The sequence below is a fragment of the Burkholderia sp. AU33803 genome, from assembly GCF_002223095.1.
Taxonomy (GTDB): domain Bacteria; phylum Pseudomonadota; class Gammaproteobacteria; order Burkholderiales; family Burkholderiaceae; genus Burkholderia.
Map to the genome: position 1 here is coordinate 613,618 of NZ_NKFJ01000005.1, position 19,059 is coordinate 632,676.

Genomic DNA, 19,059 nt, shown 5'->3' on the forward strand with positions numbered 1-19,059 from the left:
TGACTGCTTGTCGTGCGCGAGAACCGCTTCGCCCGCGTGCGACGCTGGCCGCTGCCGCACGCGGGACGAGTCGTCAGACTCTACTCAGGCGCGCTCGACCGCGAGCGCGACCCCCATCCCGCCACCGATGCACAGCGACGCCAGCCCGCGCTTCGCATCGCGCTTGGCCATCTCGTGCAGCAGCGTCACCAGGATCCGGCAGCCCGACGCGCCGATCGGGTGGCCGATCGCGATCGCCCCGCCGTTCACGTTCACCTTCGACGTGTCCCAGCCCATCTGCTTGTGCACCGCCAGCGCCTGCGCCGCGAACGCCTCGTTGATCTCCATCAGGTCCAGGTCGCCCGGCGTCCAGCCCGCGCGCTCCAGGCAGCGGCGCGATGCCGGCACCGGGCCCATCCCCATCACGCTCGGATCCACGCCCGCGTTCGCGTACGCCTTGATCCGCGCCAGCGGCGTCAGGCCGAGTGCCGCCGCCTTCTGCGCCGACATCACCAGCACCGCCGCCGCGCCGTCGTTCAGCCCCGACGCGTTCGCCGCCGTCACCGAGCCGTCCTTCGAGAACGCCGGCTTCAGCCCCGCCAGCGACTCCGCCGTCACGCCGTGACGCACGAATTCGTCGGTGGCGAACTGCAGCGGCTCGCCCTTGCGTTGCGGAATCGCCACCGGCACGATTTCATCGTCTAAGCGGCCGGCCTTCTGCGCGGCTTCCGCCTTGTTCTGCGACAACGCCGCGAACGCGTCCTGCTCCTCGCGCGTGATCCCGTACTCCTTCGCGACGTTCTCCGCCGTGATGCCCATGTGGTACTGGTTGTACACGTCCCACAGGCCGTCGACGATCATCGTGTCGACCAGCTTCGCGTCGCCCATCCGGAACCCGTCGCGCGAGCCCGGCAGCACGTGCGGCGACGCGCTCATGTTCTCCTGGCCGCCCGCGATCACGATCTCGGCATCACCCGCGACGATCGCGTTCGCCGCCAGCATCACGGCCTTCAGGCCGGAGCCGCACACCTTGTTGATCGTCATCCCCGGCACTGCCGTCGGCAGCCCGGCCTTGATCAGCGACTGCCGCGCCGGGTTCTGCCCGGAACCGGCCGTCAGCACCTGGCCCATGATCACTTCGCTGACCTGCTCGGGCTTCACGCCCGCACGCTCCAGCACCGCGCGGATCACCGTCGCGCCCAGCTCGGGCGCCGCAATCTTCGCAAGCGAACCGCCGAATTTGCCGACCGCGGTCCGCGCGGCCGATACGATCACTACATCCGTCATGTCCATTTCCTGCATCGAAATCAGTTCGTCGTTCTGACGCCGGCGCGTGCCGGCCTCGGCTGGCGATCGCGCCTCCCGGGCCATTCGGCCCGATAGCGATCGCACGCCGTCGTATGGCGCACGGCACCCGTTCGAACGGGCGGCACACCGGTACGGCTCGCCGGTTCACCGGCGTCTTGCGGCAAACCGGACATTCGCCGGATTCCACGCGGCACACGCGGCATCCGGCGCCATCCGGCGCCGCTCAATCGTGTCGCGCCCGTGCGCGACACGTGCTTGCGTGGCTGCGCGATTACGCAGCCGATTCGCGTGCGGCCGCGGCGTCCTTGCGAGCGGCGCCAGCCGTTTGCTTCGCGCCTCGCGCGGCCGTTTCGCTGACCGCATCGAAACCGCTCTGCGCGGCTTCGATCGCCTGGCCCGTCGCGGCACGAACCGAATCGGCCGCGGCGGTCGCCGCCGACAGCGCCGAGTTCAGCGCGGCCACCACCGGCGCCGAGCCGGCCGGCGCATGCTTCGACAGTTCGCCGAGCACCTCCTTCAGGCGCTTGTCGTTCTGTTCATATTGCGCTTGCGCGACCTTCGCCCATTCGGACTGCGTCGACACCGCGATGTCGAACAGATGGCGGCCGTACGACACGGCCTTGCCGGCCGCTTCCTGCGGGGCGGCGACCTGCTGCGCGAAACCCGCGGCCGGGTTGCTGCTGTTGAATGCGTTCTTCAGCTTGTCCTCGTACTCCTCGAGCGCCGTCCGGGCCGCTTGCAGGTTGAGTTCGACGACAGCCTCGAAACCTTGGATCGCCGGACGGGCAATCGCGAACCACGCTGCAATACCGGATTGATATTCGGCGTTGATTTTTTCGGGGGCAAATACGGACATCGGGCACGCTCCTGTTAGCAATGCGAGAGACGACGTAAAGAAATTGGAAGCCGGATCGACAGCGGGCTTCCTTATTGACAACCCGTCACTTATTTGAGTGCGGGAAGGTGAAGGAGCCCATTCTAGATCGATTAATTGTCAATTAAATGGCATTAATGCTAGGTATAAACCCTTATTCCTATCCGGGACGACTGCTGGAACCCGTAGCGCGCCGACATCGCAGACGGGGCCGCGCATCATTCTGTCCCGCAATGCATTTTTACCTTGTTACAGGATAACGGATCATGACGTCGCGCAACATTTACCAATCCATTATTCCGTTTATTAGAAAACCGGGGCACATTGAAAATGGAGCGGTCACCTATGTAATCGTTTTTTCTGGATTTATTATGAAATCGTTTTCGGGATTATTAATGACGAAATCAATGATCGGATGAATTGCCGTCGCAATAAAAAGCGGCCGCATGATGCGGCCGCGGTATCGTCAGGCAAATGCGGAATCAGCCGGCCAGTTCGCGATGCAGCGCGAGAAACTCCAGCGCGAGCTTGTGCCCGGGTTCCAAATGGATCACCGGCTTGGACTGCTGATGCGACTCGCGGATCTTCACCGACGCCGACAATCTCGACGCAAGCACCGGCAGCCCTTCTTCGACGAGTTCGTCGACCAGCCGCTGCGGCAGGCTCGCCCGCGGCTGGAACTGGTTGATGACGATCCCTTCCACCTCGAGCGCCGCGTTGTGGTCCTGCTGGATTTCCTTCACGTTCTCGAGCAGCGTATACAGCGCACGGCGCGAGAAATCGTCGCAGTCGAACGGGATCAGGCAACGCTCGACCGCGATCAGCGCCGAGCGTGTATAGAAATTCAGCGCGGGCGGCGTGTCGATGTACACGGCGTCGTAGGCGTCGAGCTCGTTCAGCGCATCGCGCAGCTTGTAGATCTTGTAGCGCGACTCGAGCTTGCCGTGCAGCGTGTCGAGCTCCGGATGCGCGGGCATCACGTCGAGCCCTTCGAACGGGGTCGGATGAATGAACGACGCGACGTCGACCGGGCGGAAGTTGAAGGTCAGCGCGGTTTCAAAGAAATCTGCGACACCTGGCTGCGCGTCGGCTGCGGCGTCGCCGAGCAGGTAGCGCGTGGAATTCGCCTGCGCATCGAGGTCGATGACGAGCGTGCGCAGCCCTTCGCTCGCGCTGATCGCTGCCAGGTTGCAGACGATCGTCGATTTGCCCACGCCGCCCTTCTGGTTGAATACGACCCGCCGCATGGTGTCTCCTCGCTCGAATACGCCGAAAAGACAAGCTTAGCCGGTCAATAATGGCGGTCGCGTGACGCAGGTCGAATTGTGCGCATTCCGGCACGGGGTGTCTCAGCGGCGCGTCACCGGCCCCGATACGTACAGGTTGCCCGGCACGCTCCAGCGCCACGGCAGATCCGTGCCGACACGAATGCCGATGCGCGGCCCGCTCGCCGGATCGGCGGGCGGCGCGATGCCATCGTCGACGATCGCGAACCCTTCGTGCGCACCGATCAGGTCGACACCGTCGTGCGCGCCGGTGATCCCCATCGCCTGGGTCAGCCGCGCCGGCCCCCGGCACAAATCGCGATCGCGCGTGTGCGGCGGCCGTGCCGCACGCATCTGCTCGAGCCCGTGCAGCGGCTCGAGCGCACGGATCAGCACGCCCGTTCCCGTGCCATCCGGGCCGCACACGCAGTTGCAGCACCAATGCATGCCATACGTGAAATAGACATACAGATGCCCAGGCGGCCCGAACATCGTCGCATTGCGCGGCGTCTTGCCGCGGTAGGTATGCGCAGCCGGATCGATCGCGCCGGCATAGGCTTCCACTTCGACGATCCGCCCGGCCCGGCCGTCGGCGGCCGCGAGGATCTTGTTCAGCAGTTGCGGGGCGACGTCGGTGGCGACTCGGTCGAAGAATGCGCGGGGCAGCACGGTGCCCGGCCACTGGGGCGCGGGTTCACCGCGCCGCATCCTGCCCCTCCAGTTGGAGACCGGAAACGGCCTTCGCCTGCAGCCGAAGCTGACGGTATGCGTCGACCAGATCGTCGAGGCCGAACGCGAGGTTTCTCCCGCTGGGATTGGGCAGCACCCAGACGCTCGCCCCCTGCATGAGGGCCGGTTGCAGCCCCCAGTCGATTGCTCGCTGCCCGGAAAGCGCGGAGTACGCCGCCTTGCCGAGAAAGGCGACGAAACGCGGCGCGTAGCGCGCCAGCTTTTGGTCGAACTCGGCAGCCGCCGCGATGAATTCCGCGCGCGAAAGCTGATCGGCGCTCGCTGTCGGCCGCTTCACCACTGCGGTCAGGCCGCAGCCATATTGAAGAATCGCGCGATCGTCCTGCGGCGAAATTTCCGCCGCCGTGAAGCCCGCGAGATGGATCACGCGCCAGAAGCGGTTGCTTCTCCCGGCGAAGTGATGCCCGATGGCGGCCGCGGTCAGGCCCGGGTTGATCCCGCAAAACAGCACGTCGAGATGCGGAGCGATGAGGTCGGGAAGTTCGTCAGCCACGGTTTGCCTCGCGCGCAAGGAACATCGACATAAACAAAACACGGCCCGAAGACCCGGGCCAAGCAACTGGCTTGACTCGGACGTTTGGGCCCATCGTGATGCGGGATGCGGACTTGCCGATCATACGACGCCAGCGCCTAGCCCCCCGCCGAGAAAGCCAGCAAAGATCACCGTAACCACCGAGGCGTTCGTGCGCGCCCCCGGTGTCGTCGCGGAAGCTCTGTATCGGGCAGATGGCAAATACGAAATCTGTCACGGAGACGCCCCCTTTCTACGCCGGAATGGTAGACCCTATCTGGAAGTCCACCATCTTGTTCAGCCAACAGCTGGGGGTGAAGGCACCATGGAGAACGCAGTCGCTGTCTGCCCGAACTGCCATCGTCAAGCACATTACGGCGCCCCAAGGCAGGAATAATCGTCCAGCCCCGCACACTAGCTTCCAAGTTGAATTGGTCGCTCTTCCCTGCCATTTCTGACAGATTTTACGCAACCATTGTCCCGTACAGCAGGACGTTCACGCAGCATTGAGAATCCAAATATACTTGCTTGCGCCGAGGCGCTGTCGGGACCGCGCGAGTATGAAACCCTGTCTTGAAGCCATATAAATTCCGGCTAGACCAGCCAACCTATGATTTTAAAAAATGCACGAAAAATCGATTGCCTTTGCGGCTTATTGGCGAAACTCACTCGCTGATGCCGAGTTGGGCCGAGGCACCCTCACAAAGGATGAAGTCAGCGCACATCGACCCGTGCTTCCCGACGAGGCGAAATCTGGAATCTTGCATGAGGAAACGGTCAAAGATTTTTTTTCAGGGGAGGACGAGAAAACCCAGTTCGTCGGGGTCGTCTATCGACCATTGCTATACACGGTAAGGAGCGAGCACGGGCAACGGGCAACTCAGCTACCGGAATTTGTCACCCCGCTCGTTACGCAGGCTTTACTGTCGCGGGATGGCTGTCTTTTGCCGAAGACCACTACCGTTGTGCCACGCGACATCTTGCAGCCACTCGAGGCCGGCTCGTTCTACATCGGGTCGATTGACGACCTCGACCGCTTTTTGACCGACGGCCAGGTTCCCGGCATTTCGACGGCCGACGTAATGGACGGCGATGAAACCCAACTCGAAAAATTTCGCGATAGCTGGAAGGCATACCGCGATGGTCTCGACGGCATGCTTGCAGCGGTCTGCGGCACCTTCGTTTCCCAAACACGCCAGTTTCTACCGGTCGAACATGGGCTCGTGCTAAAACAGGGCGTCATCGGCGGCGCGACCCAGCATGTCGTACGTCTGTATGACCATATACGAGACAAGCGGCCACAATCGCCGCTCTTCGAATCGTACGCGCGAGTCGACGCCACGCGCATTGAACCGTGCCTTCCGGCGAATGACCGATTCGCCTCGCGACTTGGACACTCCAGCGACCGGTTCGCGCTGGCAGGCGCGCAACGAGCAGCTCTGTGTCATGTCCTTGCCTCGAAGGACGGCGAAATTCTCGCCGTTAACGGCCCGCCCGGAACGGGAAAGACGACGCTGCTCCTTTCCGTAGTGGCATCGCTCTGGGCCCAGGCCGCGCTGGACGAATCTGAACCTCCAGTCATCTTCGCCGCATCAACGAACAATCAGGCTGTCACCAACATTATCGACGCCTTTGGAAAGGACTTTTCCCACGGGGATGAGCGTCTCGGCGGCCGTTGGTTGCCGGATGTCCGAAGCTTCGGTTCGTACTTTCCTTCGAAGAGCCGTGAAGCAGAAGCGTCCGAGAAGTACCAGACCAGCACCTTTTTCGACGATCTAGAAACGCAGGAGTACTTGGACCGCGCGAAATCCGAATTCCTGTCGCGTGCGAAGGCGGCTTTTCCCGATTCGGACGTTGCGGACGTAACACTCGTAATCGCTCGTCTACATGCCGAGCTTAAGGCCAAAGTCGACAGATTGAGTGCTGCTGAAGAAAGCTGGCACCGTCTGTGTGGGGCAAAAGCACAAACCGTCGCCGAGCTCGGTAATGACCCTCACAGTGCACTGGATAAACGGCGCCAGCATGCCAGCGCTCAAAATGCTGTCGTCCTGCAATGGAGAGCGGTGAAAGATGGATGGGAGAGCTACCGAGCTCAGGAGTCGCTGGTCTACGCATTCTTTTCATGGTTGCCCCCGGTTTCGGCAAAGCGCTTCCGGCAGGCACGCGAGCATTTGAAAACCTTAATAACGGACGAACCCTGCGAGTCCCTTGGAACGACACTGCCGGCCATTGAGCGCTCCATCGACGATCGTCTTGGGGCGAGCACCCGGGCTCGTGACGATGCAGTGCAGGCGGTTAAGCGAGGCGAAGATCTCATTTCTGCCCAAGACAATGCATCGATGGCTTTCGGCGAGGCTGCGCGCGGTGTGGGCGTCACCCGTGACCTCGAAAACCTCTCGATTGAACAGTGCGACGCAGTTGCCGACACGGAGCTCCGTTTCCAGATTTTCATGTTGACTACCCACTACTGGGAAGGCCGATGGTTGCTCGAAACAGAAAGTCAGTTGCCAAAGATACTGGAAAAGAAAAAGAGTAGAAATCCTGGTCCGACGACCCTCATGCCCCGACTCCGCCGACGCATGATGATTACCCCCTGTGCGGTATCGACGTTCGCAATGCTGCCAGCTTATTTGCTGAGCTACGTTCGCGGGGACGGTAAATTCGACGCCGATTATTTGTATAACTTCATCGACCTTCTAATTGTCGATGAAGCAGGTCAGGTTCTTCCGGAAATCGGAGGTGCATCATTCGCCTTGGCACGCAAAGCCCTCGTCATCGGCGATACGCAGCAAATCGAGCCGATTTGGTCCGTTCCGCGTCGAGTTGATTTTGGTAATCTGATGAACCTGGGCTTGCTCACCGGAGCCGAGAATAGCGCGACGTACGAAGAGCTGGCCCGCACCGGAAAGGCAGCCGCAAGCGGCAGCGTGATGCTTGTCGCACAAAATGCGACCCGCTACCACGCAGACCCCGAACTTGACCGAGGCCTCTATCTATACGAGCACCGTCGTTGCTACAACGAAATCATCCAATTCAGTAACGAGCTTTGCTACCACGGCAAGTTGTTGCCTCGTCGTGGTTCGGCACCGACACCTTCTGAAGGGGTGACCGACCGTTTGCCGCCGATGGCGTACCTGCACGTCGATGGAATTTGCCAAACGTTGGCCGCTGGAAGTCGCCGCAATGTGCTCGAGGCGGAAACCATTGCCTCCTGGCTGTGCGCAAATCGCGACGCGCTGGAAACGAAGTACGGCGTGCCGCTGCACCAGATTGTGGGGATCGTCACACCATTTGCTGGGCAGGTCGCGGCTATCGAGGCGGCCTGTGCAAAAGTCGGCATCAAGGCCGGGCGTTCAGAGGGGATGCTGACAACAGGTACCGTCCACTCACTGCAAGGCGCCGAGCGGCACATCGTTATCTTCTCATCCGTGTACTCGAAGCACGAGGATGGTCGCTTCATCGACAAGAGTACGAGCATGCTCAACGTAGCCGTGTCTCGCGCGAAGGACAGCTTCATTGTCTTCGGGGATATGGACGTGTTTGATTCAGTAACGGGAGGAGAGCCCCGCGGTGTTCTCGCGAGCTTTCTGTTCAAGAGTCCGGCGAACGCGTTGCGATACGAACATCGACAACGCTCGGATCTTCAGACACGGACCACGATTTTGTCCCAGCTGCGAGATGCCTCGGACCATGACGCGTTCCTGTTGCAAACGTTGTCTGCGGTCAAGAGTAGTTTTCAGATCGTAACCCCTTGGATTATCCTCGCCCGGACAAAGGAAATCGGGGCGTTCGACGCGATGAAAAGGGCCGTTGATCGTGGCGTGAAGGTTGAGATTTTCACAGACCCTCAGCTCAATGTCGGAGACGTTCTCAAAGAGGACGGCGCCCGAAAAGAGGCTCGTCTGCTTGCGGACACTAAAGTCCTACGCGATGCCGGAATCACGGTCAATTTTGTGCGGCAAGTCCATAGCAAGCTCGTCATTGGAGACGATGATGTTTACTGCATTGGTTCGTTCAACTGGTTCAGTGCACAGCGCAGCGGGCCGTTCGTGCGCCACGAGACGTCAATGCTTTATCGAGGCCCGGATTTGCTGGCCGAAATTCTCGCCATGCGGAAAAGCTTGCTGCAGCGGAGAATTTCGAGGGCCCCGTATGCAGACAGTCGCACACACAAGGCGGCTATGACAACTTGAAGGATCGATATTGACCCAACCACTTCCGCCCATAAGTGACGACCTGAAGAGTCCGATCCTGTGGCTAGCGCAAGCTGAAGCGATGGCCCAAGCCGCGATAGGTCTCGTGAAGCAAGAAGCTGCATTCGAGAATATCCTTCGCCGCGCCGTCGAGCTAATGTAGCGTCCGAAACACCTGCAGCGCGTCGCCGGTGCGGCCTTCGTATTCGATCCTGGCGTTGGCACGCAGTCCCTGCAAGCAGTCCCGACTGTACTCCGCCAGGCGAACCATCGGCGCTTTGTTCACCGCTTGGCGCTCCGCCGTGCAGTTCTCTCAGATCCCCGATCGGATGTCCGCACTGCCAACACATTCCGTGGTGCCGCTGCCACCAGTCCAGTCGTCCATCCTAGTGAGCTTACGACAGCTTCAATTTCTGTTTTCCATCGATAATCAATCGAAGCTATTGCGCGTCAACAGACCTTCGACGGGACGCCGCATCGTTCGCAACAAGAAGCGCCACACCCAGCACCAGCGCCATGACGCCAATCGACATCCACGAAGCAGCGTAGCCCCCGTTGGCCTGCTCCACTGCGCCAAACAGCGCCGGCAAAGCGACAACTCCCGCAAAACTAAAAAACAGGCAGCCCGATGTTGCAATGCCGACCTCTGCCTGAGGAACGACCTGCGGAATCTCCGCAAGCAGGACGCCATTCCAGCCAATCGCGGCAGCCCCCAGAACCACGCACGTGCCGAATGCCGATAAGGTGCGCGACATCATTTCAGGGTCCGCCATCGAAAAGTTGGCGAGGCCGGTAAGTATCGCCAGAAACGCGAGGAGCTTGCTGGAGCCGATGCCACGATCGACTGCTGCGCCCCAGATCAGGCGAAACAAGACCCCGGCAACATTCGTGACGGAAAGCAGGAACCCGCCATGAATCAGCGACATGCCGTAGGACGCATGCAGGTAGGAAACGATGAATGTGCTTGCACACATTTGCGCGCCGCCCAGCACGAACGCCGTGATTCCCAGTCGTCGTAGATCCGCTCTTGCGAAGATCGCGGTCAACGCCGCGAGTACATGGAAACGTCGGTGGCCAGATAAGCCAATCTGGCCGTCCAACAATCGACGCGCGGGATCCATTGCAAGCGCTATGCACACGTAACATGCTGCGACGAGCCACACTGCCGCCCGCCAACCCATGAACAGCATAGCAACCGGCATGACTGCGCCTGCCAACGCTGCTCCCGCGGGAACGCCCGTTTGTTTGAGCGAGAAAACGAATCGTCTGTTTTTGGGTGATGTCGTTGCCGCGAGCAGGTACGAACTCGCGGGCGTGACTGGCCCATACCCAATGCCGACGCCGATCGCTCCCAGGACCAACCACACGGGCGTGCCTCCGCCAACCATGGCAAGCCCAGTTGCGCACGCCAGCAGCGAAATCTGGCAGAGCCGAATCGGCCCAAGCTGCGGAACCAGACCGCCTGCCGCAACCGATGCAACGGCTGCCGCGGCGTAAGTGATCGAGACAAACGTCCCTACACCGGGCGCACCGGGGCCGAATTGGTGAATCATGAGCGGTGCGGTGCTCGGTATCGCCAGTGCGGCAAATGCCGTACAAACCTGGACGATCGTGGTCACCACCACCGCCGTATATCTGGACATGTGCAATTGATTCTGTTCACACGTTAGATACACCGCAGGAACCGTTCGACCAGCCGCACGAAGTAACTCGACCCGACCGGAAGAAGATCGTCATTGAAGTCGTAGCTAGCGTTGTGCAGCAGGCAAGGTCCACCGCCATGCCCGATCACGCGATGGTCCCCCGCCCCGTTTCCGATAAACGCATAACAACCCGGCTTCGCACGCAACATGAACGAGAAATCTTCCGCGGCCATCGTCGGAGGAATTGACGCGTTCACTGCATCGTCGCCAACGAGTTCACGCATCACCTCGACGGCCATCGCTGTCTGCGCCGGATCGTTCACCGTCGGCGGATAGTTTCGATCGAACTCGATCTCGCCATGGCAATCGAAACCAACAGCAGTTGCGGCCACGATTGCGCGCATCCGCTTCTCGATGAGATCGAGCGTTTCGTCAGCAAACGTGCGAACCGTTCCTCCCAACCATGCGTCGGTCGGCACAACGTTCTGAGCTTCTCCTGCATGGATCTGCGTGACCGACAGTGCTGCCGCTTCGATCGGGTTTTTGTTTCGGGTCAGGATGCTCTGCAACGAGGTCAGGATCTGCGCAGCCGCGAACACCGGATCCGTGCCCAGGTGCGGCATGGCTCCATGACACCCAGCCCCAGTGAGCTTGATCTTGAAAAGACTGGTCGACGCCATGATCGGTCCGGGTCTTACACCGAAATGACCCGCCGGAATCCCGGGCCAGTTGTGTACGCCGAAAACGGCTTCGACCGGAAACCGATCGAACAGGCCGTCTTCGATCATCGCATTGGCGCCACCGCCCTCTTCCTCCGCCGGCTGGAAGATAAAATGCACCGTTCCATCGAAGTCGCCCGATCGAGCCAGGTGACGTGCTGCTCCGAGCAGCATCGCGGTATGTCCGTCGTGGCCGCAGGCGTGCATGGCCCCGGGTACCGTCGAGCGATGCGGGAACTCGTTCGCTTCCTGCATCGGGAGGGCGTCCATGTCGGCTCGCAATCCGATCGAGCGAGCGCTCGTGCCGCGCTTCAACGTACCAACGACCCCCGTCCGACCGACACCGCGCACGACACTCAGCCCCCATTGTTCGAGCCTGGATGCAACGAGCTCAGCGGTTCTATGTACGTCATAGCCCACCTCCGGATGCGCATGGATGTCGCGCCGGATCGCTTTCAGTGCGTCCGACTCCGCATTGATTTCTGCAATGACGTTCATGATCGTGGTTCTTCAAGTTCAGAAATGGCTTGCAGGGAATACGTCCCGGGCCTCGCGCGTCGATTGGGAATCCGATCTGATTTCGGATAGTCAGCATTCGATGATGTTGACTGCCAGACCGCCCCGAGATGTTTCCTTGTACTTTGTCTTCATGTCGGCGCCGGTCTGTCGCATGGTCTTGATGACCGAGTCCAACGACACGTAGTGTGTCCCGTCGCCATCCATGGCCATCCGGGCAGCATTGACCGCCTTGACGGCGCCCATTGCATTTCGCTCGATGCAGGGTATCTGCACCATGCCACCGAATGGATCGCAAGTCAGGCCGAGGTTGTGTTCCATCCCGATCTCCGCCGCGTGCTCGACCTGCTTCGGCGTTCCCCCGAGCAGCGCGCACAACCCGCCGGCAGCCATCGAACACGCCACCCCGACCTCGCCCTGGCAACCGACCTCCGCACCGGAGATGGACGCGTTGAGCTTGTACAACATGCCGATAGCAGCGCCGGTCAACAGAAAGTCGAATACGCCCTGCAGGTTCGCCCCTGGAACGAATTGCATGTAGTAGTGCAATACCGCTGGAATGATTCCCGCCGCGCCATTCGTCGGTGCCGTCACGACGCGACCGCCGCCGGCGTTCTCTTCGTTCACCGCCAGCGCATAGAGATTGAGCCAGTCCATTGCCGCCAGCGACACGTCACCGTCGCTCCTCGCACGCTCCGTAAGCTTGCGATGCAAGGACGCCGCGCGGCGCTTTACGCCGAGCGGACCGGGCAAACTTCCCTCCGTGCGGCACCCCCGTTCGACACAGGCCTGCATGACGAACCAGATGCGCCGCAGCTCGCGATGAATTTCGGCTTCCGAGCGCGACACACGTTCGTTCGCATACGTCAGTTCCGCAATGGATTTTCCATGCTGTTCACAGAGCTCGAGCAATTGCTTCGAGTTTGAAAACGGATACGGGACCTCACCCGGTACCGCGAACACCCCGTCGTTCTCCGATTCGGCTGTCACGACAAACCCGCCACCGACCGACAGGTAGACGCCCTGACGCACCACTGCACCGTCTCCATCGAACGCAAAAAGCTTCATGCCGTTCGGGTGCTCCGGCAGCGCTTGTCGATAGAACACGATGTCCCGCTTGGACGAGAACGGAATACGCTTGACCCCGGCCAGCCGCAGTTCCCCGGATGCGTATATCTCACCAAGCATGGAGTCGATTTCGTCTGCATCGATCGTGTCGGGCGCCTGCCCCATCAAGCCGAGCATCACGCCCTTATCGGTGCCGTGCCCCTTACCGGTCGCGCCCAACGAACCATACAACTCTGCCCGGATTCGGCTCACTGCCTCGAGCCGGCCGTCGCTCTCGATCGCACGCACGAACATCAATGCGGCGCGCATCGGACCGACCGTATGCGAACTCGACGGCCCGATACCGATCTTGAAGAGATCAAAGACGCTGACTGACATGTACTCTTGCTCGCGGGTAGTGGCCCGCCGGCCGCATCGAGCGAGCCGACAGGTGTCGTCGAAAGAATGGCCGCTTCAAATATGAAAGATCTGCGCCACCAGCGTCGCGCCCAGGAAGGTCCCGGCATTTGCGACGAACGAGACCAGCACGATCCGCCAGCCAAGGCGTCGGAACGCGGGAACGTCCTTGGCGATCGACAGTCCGGCAAAGGTCAGCATCGGAGTGGTCACGCCGAGGAAGTCGTTCTTCGCGCTCAACTCGGCGAAATGCGCTCCAAGCGGACACCATGGAGAGGTGAGGAACATCGCGATGAACGATACCCAGCAAACCGCCGGAATCTTGCGTCGAGTGAGGGTACACAGGGCATCGCCGGCAACCACCGCGACCACCATGAGCGCCATTCCAGGCAAACCCTCGAGCGGAGTGGTGCCATGCGCAATCCAGTCGCACACCAGCGACAACACCGCGGTAGCCCCCCATGCCAATGCCTTTCCGCCGTACTGCAGCGTCGGCGCTTCCGTTGCCACGTCGCCGAGCCTGGGGCGCGTATTGTCCGACGCGTCAGACGTGGTGGAAGCACGGGTCGTCCGACCGATCACCGGTTCGAAGAGACGATATCCCCAGATAGCCATCGGCAACGAAATGAACAACGTGAAGTAGGTCCCCACCGTCGTCGTGATGAGGTTGCTCGCGGCCGCGAACGTAAGGACCGATTTCGCGACTTCAGGCGACTGCTGAGCAGCGATCGCGCCCGACGCCGCAGCCATCATGCTGCCCGACCCGACACCGGATCCCATCGCAAGTGCGAGCGGATCGAAGATGTTCAGGCTCGCGACGAAGCCCGCAAAAATCGCAATGAATACCGCACCGAAAATCGTGCCGGTCAGATACTCGGCGAGCACCCCGCGTCCCTCGGCCGAATCCATCCCGTACTTCTCACCGATGATCGCGAGACTCGGTTCGCGCCCAACCGAGAATGTTGCACCGATGGCTTCGCGCTTGATGCCCAGCATGAGCGCCAGCGGCAGGCCGAGCAGGATCGTTCCCACAAAATGACCAAACTCCTGAAACACCAGCGCCCAACCTGCGGCAGCGAGCTTCGGAAGCGCACTTCCGATCATCAGGCCGAGTTTCGCAATGAAAAGCAGAAGAGCCGGTTGCAGGATCGCAGCTGCGTAAAACTGCGTCGGGACATCAAGACTCAAGCCGTTTTTCGACCGTTGGCTCAGCAGGCCAAGTGCCGCGCCCAACAATAGCGCCCAGATCATCGGTAGCAGGACCACCTTTCCGGGACCGATCTTGAACGTAAACGAACCGATCAATTCGGCGATGACCACAATCACCGCGGCGTAGACAAACAGTTTGACGGCTGTTTGTCCCGTGTCCCCATGCTCGCGCGTACTGACCACCGTTTCCATATCCCCTTCCTCCGTCTGGACTCCCGCCTGATTTGGCGGGAGCCCATTTCGCCTTACAGATAGCCGAATGCAGTCGCCGGTTCTTTCGCCGTTTCGACCCACACGCTCTTCGTCTGCGTGTACTCGTAAAGAGCCTCGACGCCGCTGGATCGGCCATAGCCGCTGAGACCATACCCGCCGAACGGAGACGCAACGTTGATCGTCTTGTATCCGTTCACCCAGAACGTGCCGGCATTCACCTGTGCGGCCACCCGGTGCGCACGGCCGACATCGGTCGTCCACACGGCCCCGGCGAGACCGAATTCAGTATCGTTGGCAATCGCGATGGCTTCGTCTTCCGTGTCGAACGGAATGGCAGCGACGACCGGACCGAAGATCTCGGTGCGCGCGACATCCATTTCATTGGTGACGTTTGCCAAGACGGTAGGGGTCACGAAGTAACCGCCGTCCGACACGTCAGTCGATCCCGATGCGAGCGTGGCGCCGGCTTCGACGCCACGCGCGATCATCGACATGACGTGGTCGTACTGCTTGCGATTGTTAATCGGGCCGACTTCGGTGCTGTCGTCGAGCGGGTCGCCGACTTTGATCTTCTTCGCGCCGGTCGCGACCATCGAGACGAACTCGTCATAGACGGAGCGCTGGACGAGCAATCGCGAGCCGGCAACGCAGCTTTGGCCAGCGCCCGCGAAGATCGCCGCCTGTGCCGTCAGCGCCGCGCGCTTCAGGTCCGCGTCACCGAAAATGATGTTCGCGGACTTTCCGCCCAGTTCGAGCACGCAAGGCAGCACACGCTTCGCGGCCGACTCCGCAATCCGTGCACCGGTTGCCGGCGAGCCGACGAACACCACTTTCTTGACGACCTTGTGTGCAATGGCAGCCTGACCAACGGTATGCCCATAACCCGAAAGCACGTTGATCACCCCCTTCGGCAGGCCCGCGCGCTCGGCGATGAGGCCGACCACCAGGGAAGTGAACGGTGTCAGCTCGGACGGCTTGAGCAGGACGGCGTTGCCCATCGCGATGGCCGGGGCAACCTGCCATCCGCAGGTGAACACCGGGGCATTCCACGGCGTGATCTGCAGGACCGTGCCCGCCGGCTCCCGACGGGTGTAGTTCAGATGCGAGGTCGGAACGGGAATGACGTCACCGTAGAACTTGTCTGTCCAGCCGCCGTAGTATTCGAACATCTCCGCGACCTTGGCCACTTCGCCGCGACAATCGCGAATGGGCTTGCCGGAACCGAGCGACTCGAGGCGTGCGATTTGCTCGACTTCCTTGCGCAGCTCGCGCGCGATCTCGAACATCACCCGTCCGCGCGCTGCATGTGTTAGCGACCACCACTGCTTCTGTGCAATCTCGGCCGCCTGAGCCGCCAGTTCGACGACGGCGGCGCCCCCATCCTGGTAGACGAGGCTCGGCTTGCCGGTCGCTGCGTCGTACAACTGGATCGATTCGCCGGCACCTTCGATCAGTTGACCACCGACGTACGATCCGATGGTCTGAGCATTCGGGAAGAAGTACGCGAATGCGGCCAGAAGGTTTTGTGCTGCCTGGTTTTCCATGTCCATGCTCCTGAATTCAGTCAGTTCTTTTCGGTAAATTCCACGATCCGGTTGAAGTCTTGCTGGTCGCCGATCGATTCAACGCTCGCGGCCCAAAGGCGGCCAGCTTCGATTGCGATCGGTGCCGTGACGTCGAGCTTGCGCAGCATGTCCATCGCAAGGCGCACGTCCTTGCGCATCAGCTTCATCGTGAATCCGGAATCGAATTTGCCGTTGAAGATCCAGGTCGGATAGTTCGTCAGCGTTGCGCTATTGCGCCCCGATCCGCCGTTCAATGCTTCGACAAGCTTCTCGGGGTTCACGCCCGCGGCCTCGGCGGCACGGACCGCCTCGCTCGTCGCGAGCAGATGCACGCCAGTCAGCATGTTGTTGATGATCTTCGTCACATGCCCCGCCCCGACGGGACCGACGTGGACGCGCTTCGCGCTCATGACGGCAAGGACCGGCTCGACAGCAGCAACGTCGGCATCCGAACCACCGAGCACCATCGTCATCGTCGCGGTCGCGGCGCCCTTCGGGCCGCCGCTGACGGGGCCATCGACCAGTCCGACCTTGACTTCGGCGAGCGCCGCCGCGACCTTCCGCGTGCTGGCCGGCTCGGCAGTCGTGGTGTCAACCACGATCAGGCCTGGTCGCGCATTCGCGGCAACACCGCCTTCTCCGAGGACCACCTTTTCGACGATGTCGGAAGTCGGCAGCGACAGAATGAGCACGTCCACATTTCGCGTGATTTCCGCAATCGACGCAGATGCGACCACGCCTTCGGCCTGCAAGGCCGCGGCAACGCCCGGCGTGGCATCGAACCCCAGGACGTCGTACCCGCCACGCTTCAGCGACAGAGCCATACCGCGACCCATATTGCCCAGACCAATCACACCAACCGTTTTCATATTTCGTGCTCCGTATTTGATTTCGCAGCCCGCCTTTGTGGAAGTTCCACATCGTTGTGACTGTTCGGGATTCCATAGTGGACTTCTGGAGACCTATAATCAATCAACGCCAATTTCAGAAATGTTCCAAAAATTAGAACGGTGATCCATGGTCGAAAATCTGACGGAAAGCAGGATCGTGTACTTTTTCGAGGCTGTCCGCTGCGGGACGATCCGCGCCGCGGCCGACTGGCTGAACGTCGCACCGTCTGCAGTCAGCAGACAAATCGGCCTGCTCGAAGGGGAGCTCGGCGCCGTCCTGATCGAGCGTCACGCCCGAGGGGTCAAGCCAACGGAAGCCGGCCAGCTCGTGATCGAATACTTCCGCGAGCAGGTGGCCCACAAGGACGATCTGCTTTCGAGGTTGCAGGAGTTGAGGGGGCTGCGAACCGGCCACGTCAATGTCGTGCTCGGCGAAGGGTTCGTGTCGGACATGCTCGCGGGCCCCATGCAGACGTTCTGCAAGCAATACCCTGGAATCCGCGTCAACCTGGATCTCGCGGGCACCAACGACGTCATGCGTAAAGTCACCGAGGACGAAGGCGAAATCGGGCTCGTCTACAACCCGCCTCTCGATCCCAAGATCGTGTCGAGGGCGTCGAAATTGCAACCGATGATGGCAATCGTCGGCCCAGATTTTCCACGCCGCGGTCGGGACGAAGCCATGACCGTCGAAGAACTGGCGTCCTATCCGCTCGCCGCGACTCACGCGTCGTACGGCACCCGTCAGATGCTCGAGGCGGTGGAATTTGCCGAAAAGATCCGATTCGATCCGGTCGTGACAACAAACTCCATCACGATACTCAAACAGTTCGTCAAGTCCGGGTTAGGGATTGTTTGCCTTCCCGCGTTCGCGGTGTCGACCGAGATTGATGCCGGCGAGCTGTTTGCTATCGCTATCGACCATCCGATCCTCGCCAAGGCGGAGGCGCACCTCGTTACCCGTGTCGGGCGGAAGCTATCGGTCGCTTCGAACAAGATGCTTCAGCTCATGCACTCGCAAATGCGCGCATTTCGGTGAAACGACAGTACGTTGGGCAGCTGTTCATCGGACGACTTCGCGAACTGCCATCTAATTTTTAGAACAAAAAGGTATATCCGCGGCATTTGCGGTCGGTTTTGGCGAGCCCACACTTGCGGTAAAGGAGAACGACTTTGGACACGCACATTCACGATACCGTCTGGCAAACAATCGAGCTTGAGGCCGAACGGGAAGCGACCGCCCGCCCAGCCATGCGCCCGTACTATCAAAAAGCCGTACTCGGGCACCCGTCGCTGGGACAGGCATTGGCCGCGCTGCTTGCAGCCAATCTCATGACGATGGATGGTTCACTGCCCGACTTTTCGGCTGAGTTCGAACGGACGATCGCGTCAGCTGCAATCGATGAAAGCGCAGCCGCAGACATTCACAAAATTGCCAGCGCGAATCCCGCGTGTCCGAATGCACTTTCCGCGTTTCTCAGCTTCCGGGGCATTCTCGCGATACAACTTCATCGCGTAGCCCACGCATACTGGGTTGAAGGCGAGCGGACGTTCGCCGTGCTTCTCCAGAACTGGTGCGCCAGGATCTATAACGTCGACATTCACCCTGCGGCACGGATCGGCAAGGGACTATTTGTCGATCACGCGATGGGAATCGTAATCGGCGAGACGGCCGTAGTCGAAGATGACGTCAGCATCTGGCATGGCGTCACGCTCGGGAGCACATTTGCCGAGGCGGGTGATCGTCATCCCAAGGTCAGGCGCGGCGCCACGCTTGCGGCCCATGCGCTCATCCTCGGCAACATCGAGATCGGCGAGAACGCGGTTGTCGCCGCAGGTAGCGTCGTGCGCCAGTCGATTCCGGCCAACATGGTCGCCGCCGGCGTTCCCGCCAAGGTTATCAAGCCGGTCTCGGCGTCCTACGCCGCGATCACCGCCCCTTCCGCCAAATAAAGGTCAC

At 60.9% G+C, this 19,059-nt stretch carries 15 protein-coding genes and 1 pseudogene; 4 read left to right on the top strand and 12 right to left on the bottom strand.

All coding sequences use genetic code 11. The annotated features are described in order from the left end of the window. Positions 1 to 84: 84 nt before the first annotated feature. The 5 genes from CFB41_RS14680 to mug all read right to left on the bottom strand — a co-directional run bounded on the left by CFB41_RS14680 (position 85) and on the right by mug (position 4,669). Positions 85 to 1,266, bottom strand: coding sequence for an acetyl-CoA C-acetyltransferase (locus tag CFB41_RS14680; RefSeq protein WP_089457206.1), 1,182 nt, complete (start codon positions 1,264 to 1,266; stop codon positions 85 to 87). A 292-nt stretch (positions 1,267 to 1,558) separates the two neighbouring features. Then, complete coding sequence (gene phaP / locus CFB41_RS14685; RefSeq protein ID WP_089456930.1) at positions 1,559 to 2,143, bottom strand: TIGR01841 family phasin; 585 nt, start codon at positions 2,141 to 2,143, stop codon at positions 1,559 to 1,561. 500 nt (positions 2,144 to 2,643) lie between these two features. Further along, positions 2,644 to 3,408, bottom strand: a complete 765-nt coding sequence (locus CFB41_RS14690; protein WP_089456931.1) for a ParA family protein — start codon at positions 3,406 to 3,408, stop codon at positions 2,644 to 2,646. 102 nt (positions 3,409 to 3,510) lie between these two features. Next, positions 3,511 to 4,134 carry a DNA-3-methyladenine glycosylase gene (locus tag CFB41_RS14695; protein ID WP_089456932.1) on the bottom strand — a complete coding sequence of 208 codons (624 nt, stop codon included), beginning with the start codon at positions 4,132 to 4,134 and terminating at the stop codon, positions 3,511 to 3,513. Next, positions 4,121 to 4,669, bottom strand: a complete 549-nt coding sequence (gene mug, locus CFB41_RS14700) for a G/U mismatch-specific DNA glycosylase (protein WP_089456933.1) — start codon at positions 4,667 to 4,669, stop codon at positions 4,121 to 4,123. Before mug ends, CFB41_RS14695 begins: the two co-directional genes overlap by 14 nt. Here mug and CFB41_RS14705 point away from each other — a divergent pair. After that, positions 4,644 to 5,084 (top strand): HNH endonuclease, encoded by a 441-nt coding sequence (locus CFB41_RS14705; protein WP_089457207.1) that lies wholly within the window; start codon positions 4,644 to 4,646, stop codon positions 5,082 to 5,084. The genes mug and CFB41_RS14705 overlap by 26 nt on opposite strands. A gap of 226 nt (positions 5,085 to 5,310) precedes the next feature. Then, entirely contained in the window at positions 5,311 to 8,880 is a 3,570-nt protein-coding gene (locus tag CFB41_RS14710) for an AAA domain-containing protein (protein ID WP_089456934.1), read from the top strand. A 157-nt stretch (positions 8,881 to 9,037) separates the two neighbouring features. Here CFB41_RS14710 and CFB41_RS38945 read toward each other — a convergent pair. The 7 genes and pseudogenes from CFB41_RS38945 to CFB41_RS14740 form a co-directional block, all read right to left on the bottom strand. Then, a pseudogene (locus CFB41_RS38945) lies at positions 9,038 to 9,193 on the bottom strand (D-amino acid dehydrogenase); the annotation flags it as partial. 127 nt (positions 9,194 to 9,320) lie between these two features. Further along, positions 9,321 to 10,523: an MFS transporter gene (locus CFB41_RS14715; RefSeq protein WP_089456935.1), complete on the bottom strand. Its 1,203-nt coding sequence runs from the start codon at positions 10,521 to 10,523 to the stop codon at positions 9,321 to 9,323. Positions 10,524 to 10,546: 23 nt separating this feature from the next. Beyond that, complete coding sequence (locus CFB41_RS14720; RefSeq protein ID WP_089456936.1) at positions 10,547 to 11,740, bottom strand: M20 aminoacylase family protein; 1,194 nt, start codon at positions 11,738 to 11,740, stop codon at positions 10,547 to 10,549. A gap of 90 nt (positions 11,741 to 11,830) precedes the next feature. After that, complete coding sequence (locus CFB41_RS14725; protein WP_089456937.1) at positions 11,831 to 13,204, bottom strand: L-serine ammonia-lyase; 1,374 nt, start codon at positions 13,202 to 13,204, stop codon at positions 11,831 to 11,833. A 75-nt stretch (positions 13,205 to 13,279) separates the two neighbouring features. Beyond that, positions 13,280 to 14,623, bottom strand: coding sequence for a DUF3100 domain-containing protein (locus CFB41_RS14730; protein ID WP_089456938.1), 1,344 nt, complete (start codon positions 14,621 to 14,623; stop codon positions 13,280 to 13,282). A gap of 53 nt (positions 14,624 to 14,676) precedes the next feature. After that, positions 14,677 to 16,188 (bottom strand): aldehyde dehydrogenase family protein, encoded by a 1,512-nt coding sequence (locus CFB41_RS14735; protein WP_089456939.1) that lies wholly within the window; start codon positions 16,186 to 16,188, stop codon positions 14,677 to 14,679. A gap of 20 nt (positions 16,189 to 16,208) precedes the next feature. Next, positions 16,209 to 17,078: an NAD(P)-dependent oxidoreductase gene (locus CFB41_RS14740; RefSeq protein ID WP_089456940.1), complete on the bottom strand. Its 870-nt coding sequence runs from the start codon at positions 17,076 to 17,078 to the stop codon at positions 16,209 to 16,211. A 148-nt stretch (positions 17,079 to 17,226) separates the two neighbouring features. Here CFB41_RS14740 and CFB41_RS14745 point away from each other — a divergent pair, with 148 nt between their 5' ends. Beyond that, a complete protein-coding gene (locus CFB41_RS14745) occupies positions 17,227 to 18,138 on the top strand; it encodes a LysR family transcriptional regulator (protein WP_089456941.1) in 912 nt (303 codons plus the stop codon). Positions 18,139 to 18,272: 134 nt separating this feature from the next. Next, positions 18,273 to 19,052, top strand: coding sequence for a serine O-acetyltransferase EpsC (gene epsC, locus CFB41_RS14750; protein ID WP_218828685.1), 780 nt, complete (start codon positions 18,273 to 18,275; stop codon positions 19,050 to 19,052). Positions 19,053 to 19,059: the final 7 nt, after the last annotated feature.